This is a genomic window from Kribbella sp. NPDC055110 (assembly GCF_053607525.1).
Window position 1 is genome coordinate 19,910 of the sequence record NZ_JBSGTS010000048.1, and the last position, 7,824, is coordinate 27,733.

Sequence of the window (7,824 nt, forward strand, 5' to 3'; positions counted from 1 at the left end):
TGCGGCGAGGTGCCGTGCCGAGTGCCGCGCAGTAGGCGTGGGGTTGCCGGGCAGGGCCTTAGTGTGGGGGCATGGTCGTTCAGGCAGATGACGCGGTGTTCCGGCCGGTACGGGCCGGGAACCCGTTCGAGGAGACGGTCGAGCGGTTGCTGCAGGCAATCAAGCTCGGCGTCGTCGTGCCCGGCGACCGGCTACCGCCCGAGCGCGAGCTCGCCACCCGGCTGAACGTCAGCCGGGTCACGCTCCGCGAGGCGATCCACGCCCTCACCGAGGCCGGGTACGTCGAGTCCCGCCGCGGCCGGTACGGCGGGACGTTCGTCAACGAGCAACTCCCGAAACCCCGCCGTACGCCGGCCAAACGCCTCGCCCGCGACCTCGCCGGGGGCCTGGACGACGCCCTCACGCTCCGCTTCGTCCTGGAGACCGGCGCCGCGGAAGCCGCCGCGTCCCGCACCCTGACCGCCGCCGAACGCGACCATCTGGAACGCTGCCTGGCCGAAACGTCCACGGCCCGCCTGGCCGACTACCGCCGCCTGGACTCCCGCCTCCACCTGGCCATCGCCGAAGTCACCGGCTCCCCGTCGCTAACCTCCGCCATGGCCGACGTCCGCATGCGCCTCAACGAACTCCTCGACGCCATCCCCCTCCTGGAACGCAACATCGACCACTCCAACCACCAACACCAAGCCATCATCGAAGCGATCGTGTCCGGCGCCCCCGACACCGCCCGGCAGGCGATGCAGGAACACCTGGCAGGCACCGAGGCCCTACTCCGAGCCTTCCTCGAGTAGCTCCGGCCCCGGCCGCGGTACGCGGCCGGGGTGTCGTGTGGGATGGTTCAGCTGATCGTGAGGATCTTGTTGACGCTGGACGCCTGGGTGTGGTCGGCGTCGGCGGGGAGCCAAGCCCGGTAAGCGATCTGGCCACGCACTGCCGGCTTGATGCCGAAGGCGTACTTGCCAGAGGTGCTGGCCTTGACCGTGGCGATCGACTTCCAGACCTTGTTGCTGTACTGCTGCAGGTAGACCGTCTGCCCCGCGTGCGCCGGGGCGAGGTAGCCGCTGAACGCGGACAGCTGCCCCAGCCGGATCGATGCCGGCGAGAGGGTGGCCGACAGTGTCGGCGTGACGTTCACCGTGATGTCCTTCGTCCGTGTCCCCATCATCAGGTCGTTCCCTGGGAACGTCATCATGTACACCGACGACACGATCGGCTTGACGACCAACGAGACGCTCCCGGGAACGGACGTCTTCGGCGTCGCGAGCAGGGTGAACTTCGACGACGTCTTCGGGCGCACGTAGACGTTGATCGGCAGTCCGTAGAATGCCTTGTTGTCGATCCGCAACAGGCTTCCGTGCAGCGTCGCCGTCCCGCCGTAGGTGACCAGCGTCGAGCTCGTGCCGATCCCCGACTTCATCCCCGCCAGCCGCTTGACGTTCGGCCGGCTGTAGTTGCCGGCACGGTCCCGGGCCCAGACGGCGTACGTGTAGGTGACACCCTGCGCCAGACCTGTGTCCTTCGCGGTGGTCCCGGTACCCGCATAGACGAGCGTGCCGGTGGTCGGCGTCGGCACCGTGCTCCCGGCGTTCCTCCGCACGATGACCTGGTCCAGGTCGGTCGTGGGAGCAATCGACCACGACAGGTTCGCGGCCAGGTAGCCGCCGGCCGCGTCGAACGGCGACACCTCCGGCGGCGCGATGTCTTCCGTGGAGAACGTACTGATGAACGACGCCGGCGGCGTACCGTCGGCCTCCTGCACGCCAGTGACCTGAATCCGGTACGGCGTGTTGTCGAGCAGCGGCGCGGGGGTATCCGGATAGGCGGGCGCCGGTGGCCAGGTCGGACTGAGCACGGCTTGCCTGGTCGTCGCGTCGTAGGCGACGGTCGCGCCGACCACCGCACCGGTCCGTCCGTTGATCAGCCGGACGGTTGTCGAGTTGACGCTGTCGGCGACGACCGGACGAGCAAAGGTCACCGTGGGTTTGGCACTCACCGGCACGTTCGTCGCGGTGTCGGCCGGCTGCGCATTCATGACCGGGTACGCCGTGCCGCCCATCCGCGGGTCTGCGCGGCCCACGACGGTGATGGTCAGTGTGTACGCCCGGGTGTCCCGGGATCCGTTGGTGTTGCGGATGGCGAAGTACGTCGGACCTGTGACGGCGGGGCCCACGTACATGCCGATCGGCCGCGGGCAGCCGGTGAGCGGATCGATCTCCGTCGTCGGATACGGGTTCTCCGCATGTGTCAGCGGTTGCAGGTCGCGGTCGTACACGTCGAGGCGAGGACCGAAGTTCGATGAGAAGGCGCAGTCGTACACCGGCCCCGACACCGAGATCTGGAGCGTGCTCGAGGTGTTGATCATGTACCAATCGACGTCGCCCTCCACACCGAGCGTGCCGGAATACTGTGCGGGGGTGTTGGGAAGGACAGTAGCCCGGGCGGGTTGGTCGTTGCCGTCCGCCGGGTTCATCGGGAAGTCGGTCATCCACTTGCCGCCGAGGGCCGAGTACGCATCGAGGATGCCGGCGCCGTAGTACGGGTCGATGCCGCGGGGCCCGGCGTCGCGGGCGGTTGTCTTCAACCGCGCCATTACCTGGGCCGGGGTGAACGTCGGCCACTTGTTGCGGACCAGGGCGGCAACACCCGCGACGATCGGCGAGGAGAACGACGTACCCGACAGGCCCCTGTAGTACGGGTCGAAGCCGGACGGGGTCTTCGCGCGGGGTGCGGTGGTGGTGAGGTTGAAGCCCGGGGCGGCAATGTCGACGGAGTCGCCCCAGGTGCTGAAATCGGTCTTCGCGCCGTACCAATTGGTGGCTCCGACCGACAGGACCTCGGGATACGCCGCCGGGTAGTTCGGCTCCGACGAACCGGTGTTGCCGGCGGCGGCGACCAGTACGACGCCCTTGGCGACGGCGTTCTGAATCGCCTGGTGGAGGATCGGGTTGTCGCCAGCGCTGCCGAGCGACATGTTGACGACCCGGACGCCGTTCTTGACCGCCCAGTTGAGGCCGTTGATGACGTTGGCGTCGCTGCCTTCGCCCTTGTCGTCGAGCACCTTCACCGGGCGGACCTTCGCGTTCCACGCCACGCCGGCGATGCCGATCGAGTTGCCGGTGCCGGCCGCGATGATCCCGGTGACCGCCGTACCGTGGCCGTCGCCGTCGTTCGGCGCCAGCGCGGTGTTGAACGTGTTGTAGCCGGGGAGCAGGTGTCCCGCCAGATCCGGGTGACCGGCGTCGACACCGGTGTCGAGGACACCGATCGTCTGCGTTCCGGCGGTCTTCGAGAGGTCCCACGCCTGGTTGACCCGAACTGTCGGCAGGTATTTCTGGTAATTGGCGTAGTACAGGTCGCCGGGCGTGGCGGACGCCCGCCGGATGTAGTTGAGCGAGGCCAGCTCGACCGACGGGTCGGCCTTGACCTTCTTCAGGAGGTCGGGGGCCGGGAGGTCGGCGGTCACGGTGACCACGTCCGAGGTGACCGGTACGTCCGGCTTTCCCTTGACCTTGGCCAGGGCGGCTTTGCGGGCCGAGGTGGTTGCCTTCCGCTTGAACTTCACGAGCACCGACTTGGCGTCGTACGCGGGCCCGGCCGGCTTTCCGAGATTGGACTTCGCCTTGAACGGACGTGGCTCGGCGGAGACGTCGGCGGTGCCGGACGAGCCGGTGGCGGCGACCAGGATCGCGGCGACCAAGGCGGCGGGAAGGCCTAGTCGCAGCAGTTTGGCGGAGCGGGCGGTGGTGAGGGCAGACGTCAGCGGCATGCGGGCGCGGCGCATCCAAACTCCAGCACAGGAAGGGAGGGCGGGTGAACCGGCGCGGCCCCCGCGGCACCGGTAGAGATGGGCACACACTTCTATCGTTCAAAGGCCGGCCGGCGCAACCCGACCGCAGCTTCGGCGTGGTGGTGCCGTGGCACTGGGGGGTCAGGGAATTGGTTGGCAGGTGCCGGGATGGTGGGGAAAATCGCCGGATTCGGCCGCACCGCCCAAAGCGGCCCGATTCTGGAGGACCGCTATGCGATCTTTCGTTACCCGTCCCCGCGCTCTGGCCGTTCTGCTGGCCGGTACGGCGCTTGCGTTCAGTCCGCTCGGTGGACAGGCGACTGCCCAGTTGCCCGTCGACGCGACCGGGAACCCGGCCTGCTTCACGCCGGAGGAAGGTCCCGCCGCCCGTGGCGGCTTCGGCGCCGACCACAGGGAGCTGTCGGCGTCCGAGCAGAAGGCCATCGACGCCAAGACCGCACAGATCCTGAAGGCCAAGGCGGCCCGCGGGCTCGCTCCGCAGGCCGGCACGCTGGCCTCGGCGAGTGTCCCGGTCTACATCAACGTGATGCGGAGCAGCACCGGTGCCGGAGATGTCACCGACGCGCAGATCACGCAGCAGATCGCCGAGCTGAACCAGGACTTCGCCGGTCAGGAGTCGTCGCAGGCCGCGAACACCGGATTCACGTTCTATCTGGCCGGGACGTACCGCTACAACAACAACCAGTGGCACAACGACCGGCAGAGCACGCAGTACCGGTCACAAACGCGCAAGGGCGGTAAGAACGCCCTGAACATCTGGCTGGTCGACTTCTCGTACCTCGGCATCGCGACGTTCCCGTGGGACTACGCGAGCAACCCGTCGATCGACGGCATCCGGGTGCAGTACACCTCGTTGCCGGGCGGTTCGGCGACCAACTACAACGAAGGCAAGACCGCGTCCCACGAGGCCGGTCACTGGTTCGGGCTGTACCACACGTTCCAGGGCGGCTGCACCAGCACGAACGACTCGGTGGCCGACACTCCCGCCCAGAGCAGCTCGTCCAGCGGCTGCCCGACCGGCCGCGACTCCTGCTCGCTGCCCGGCCTGGACCCGATCCACAACTACATGGACTACTCCTACGACTCCTGCTACAACCAGTTCACCCCCGGTCAGTCAACCCGCATCAGCGACATGTGGACTGCCTACCGTGCTTGATTCAGGGCATGAGACCCACCTGTGACATCTGCACCGTTCGCCAACTAGAGTCTCCGCGATGCGTTTGCTTCTGACGGCCTGCGCAACCACCGCACTGGTGGTCGCCGGACCTCTGACAGCGTCCGCCGCCGGCCAGGCCCCACAAGGTCCGGTCGGCGGCGACCTGCTGACCGCGAAGCCGACGGTGGTCGCCGACGGGGCGGCGCCGCCGGCTGTCCAGGCATCGGCGTACGTCGTGGCCGATGTGGACACCGGCCAGGTGCTGGCGGCCAAGGCGCCGCACGCGCAGCTCCGCCCGGCCAGCACGCTCAAGACGCTGACCGCGCTGGTCCTGCTGCCCCGGTTGAAGAAGACCGATCCGGTGGTCGGTTCGGACGCGGACGCCGGCATCATCGGCAGCAAGGTCGGCGTGTACCCGGGCCTGCGCTACACGGTCGACCAGCTGTTCCAGGGCATGTTCCTGGCGTCCGGGAACGACGCCGTCCACGCACTGTGCGCCCACGACGAGGGCGGCGTACCCGCGACCATTCAGCGGATGAACGCGAAGGCCAAGGATCTTGGCGCGCTCGACACCCACGTCACCGACCCGACCGGGCTGGACGCCGACGGGCAGTACTCCAGCGCGTACGACCTGGCCTTGTTCGCGCAGGCGGGGCTCACCCGCGAGGACTTCGCGAAGTACGCGTCGACGAAGTACACGAACTTCCCGAACGCCGGCAACAAGGGCACGTACCAGGTCGCGAACCAGAACAAGCTGCTGTTCAACTACGACGGCGCGCTCGGTGTGAAGACCGGCTACACCACGCTCGCGCGGAACACATTCGTCGGGGCCGCCCGCCGCAACGGGCACACGCTGGTGGTGACGATGATGAACGCGCCGCACGGCATCACCGAGGACGCGAGCAACCTGCTGACCTGGACGTTCACCAACTACGGCAAGCTCAAGCCGGTCGGCACGCTGGTCAAACCGGCCGTCGCGCCGCCGAAGACCCAGCCGGAAGGCAAACCCGCCACAAGATCCGGTTCAGGTACGGCGGACCGGCCACAGGCACGCACCGCGCTCAACCCTGGCCAGGCGGTCCAGTCCCTCGCCCTCCGCGTCCCCGACTGGGCGTACGCCGCACCGCCCGTACTGCTCCTCGGCCTCTTCCTCCGCCGCCCGCGAACCCTACGCCGCCGCCGCCACTGACGCCCTGCACCGCCCCGTCACCGACGCCCTGCGCGGCCCTGTCACCGATGCCGGACGGCGCGGACCGCTCGGACGCCCTGGACAGCGAGGGTGGTGAGGGTTACACCTAGGACCGCGCCCGCGGCGACCGCGACGGTGTCCGCCTTGCGCTCAGGGATCGGCACGACCTTGTACCGCTTACCAGGAGGCCCGAGCAGCAGCGGCTCCTCCTCAACAGGTGCAGAGACCACAGGCTCCGGGGCGACCGTCGCCTCCTTGGTCCACGCCGCGATCAGCATGATCACCCGCGTCATCAGGTAGATCCAGACCAGCAACGCCAGCGGTAAGGCGAGAGTGCCGTACGCCGCGTTCGCGCCGATCACGTGGTCGACGTACACGTTGCCGAGCCGCTGCGCCAGGTAGAACACGATGCCGCCGGCCACCGCGCCGGTCAGCGCGACCTTCGGCGGCAGCACGATCCGCGGCAGCGCCGTCAGCAGGTAGCCGAACAGGAGCGCACCGGCGCCGATGCCGACGACGATGCCGATCAACTGGAGGCCCCAGCTCGCGAGCCAGGTGCCGTCCAGATCGGTCGCGTTCACGATCCGCTCGGACAGGCCGGTGAGGACCGACGAGGCGCCGGTCGCGATCAGCCCAATCAGGCCGAGACCGATCAGCGCGCCGAAGTCGGCGGCCTTCTGCTGGATCGCGTTGCCGGGTTCGTCGTCCAGCTCGTGCATCAGCCGGATCGAGGCCCGCATCGCGTCGATCCAGCCCAGGCCGGTGAACAGCAGGCCGACGCCGGAGATCAGCCCGATCGTGCCGGCGTGGCCGATCAGCCCGTCGATGTCGATGTTGTTGCCGATCCCCGGCAGGTTCTGCCGCAGGGAGTCCTTGAGCGTCGCGATCGCGTCGGCGCCGAGCAGCGAGCCGACGACCGCCGCCGCCAGCACGATCAGCGGGAACAGCGACAGGAACCCGAAGAAGCTGGTCGCCGCGGCCAGGCGGCCGCCACGCTGGCTGCTGTACCGCTGCCAGGCCCGCCAAAGCTGGGTACGACGAACGCGCGCCCATATCGCTTTCACCCGGGTCAGCCTGCCAGCGGGAAGGACCGCTGCGGGCGCCACACGCCGTCGGCGCCGTGTTCGTAGCGGCTGAAGTGCTCGACGTCGAACGCGCAGTCGTACTCCGACAGGGCGTCGTACGCGCGATCGAGTGCGTCCTTGTCCAGGTCGTGCGCGACCGTGACGTGCGGGTGGTACGGGAACTTCAGATCCACCTTCAGCGGGCCGGATCGGACCTGCGACTGCAGCACCTCGCACGACGAGATGCCCTCGGCCAGCGGCACGAACACCACGGGCGAGATCGGCCGGAAGGTCGCCGTACCGCGCAGCCGGATCCGGAACCGCGGGAACCGGGCCGCGACCGCGAGCAGGTGCTCGTCGATCACCGCCAGGTCGTCGGCCCCGATCTCGGTCGGCGGCAGCAGCGTGACGTGGGTCGGGATCGACGCGGCCATCGGATCGCCGAAGTCGGCACGGTACTTCTGCAACTCCGCGCCGTACGGCTCCGCGATCGGGATCGCGACACCGATCGTGGTCACTAGGGCACCATCCTTGCTGCAGGCACCGATACGGTGCTTGCTGTTGGGACTCGGCGGGAGCCGGGGTGACGGTCTGTTCCGGTCGCTCG

Annotated in this window: 6 protein-coding genes; 3 read left to right on the top strand and 3 right to left on the bottom strand. The window is 68.6% G+C overall.

The genetic code is table 11. The features are described from left to right. The first annotated feature begins 71 nt into the window (after window positions 1-71). A complete protein-coding gene (locus ACWF0M_RS37065; RefSeq protein ID WP_452240444.1) occupies window positions 72-791 on the top strand; it encodes a FadR/GntR family transcriptional regulator in 720 nt (239 codons plus the stop codon). 47 nt (window positions 792-838) lie between these two features. On the opposite strand, the gene ACWF0M_RS37070 is transcribed toward ACWF0M_RS37065, so the two are convergent. Continuing rightward, window positions 839-3,781: a S8 family serine peptidase gene (locus ACWF0M_RS37070; protein WP_452240445.1), complete on the bottom strand. Its 2,943-nt coding sequence runs from the start codon at window positions 3,779-3,781 to the stop codon at window positions 839-841. Window positions 3,782-4,019: 238 nt separating this feature from the next. Here ACWF0M_RS37070 and ACWF0M_RS37075 point away from each other — a divergent pair, with 238 nt between their 5' ends. Further along, window positions 4,020-4,964: a zinc metalloprotease gene (locus ACWF0M_RS37075; protein ID WP_452240446.1), complete on the top strand. Its 945-nt coding sequence runs from the start codon at window positions 4,020-4,022 to the stop codon at window positions 4,962-4,964. A gap of 58 nt (window positions 4,965-5,022) precedes the next feature. After that, entirely contained in the window at window positions 5,023-6,153 is a 1,131-nt protein-coding gene (locus ACWF0M_RS37080) for a D-alanyl-D-alanine carboxypeptidase family protein (protein WP_452240447.1), read from the top strand. Window positions 6,154-6,194: 41 nt separating this feature from the next. Here ACWF0M_RS37080 and ACWF0M_RS37085 read toward each other — a convergent pair whose 3' ends face one another. Both ACWF0M_RS37085 and ACWF0M_RS37090 read right to left on the bottom strand, forming a co-directional pair. Further along, window positions 6,195-7,217: a YihY/virulence factor BrkB family protein gene (locus tag ACWF0M_RS37085; RefSeq protein WP_452240448.1), complete on the bottom strand. Its 1,023-nt coding sequence runs from the start codon at window positions 7,215-7,217 to the stop codon at window positions 6,195-6,197. Between the two features lie 5 nt (window positions 7,218-7,222). Then, window positions 7,223-7,735 (bottom strand): 2'-5' RNA ligase family protein, encoded by a 513-nt coding sequence (locus tag ACWF0M_RS37090; protein ID WP_452240449.1) that lies wholly within the window; start codon window positions 7,733-7,735, stop codon window positions 7,223-7,225. Window positions 7,736-7,824: the final 89 nt, after the last annotated feature.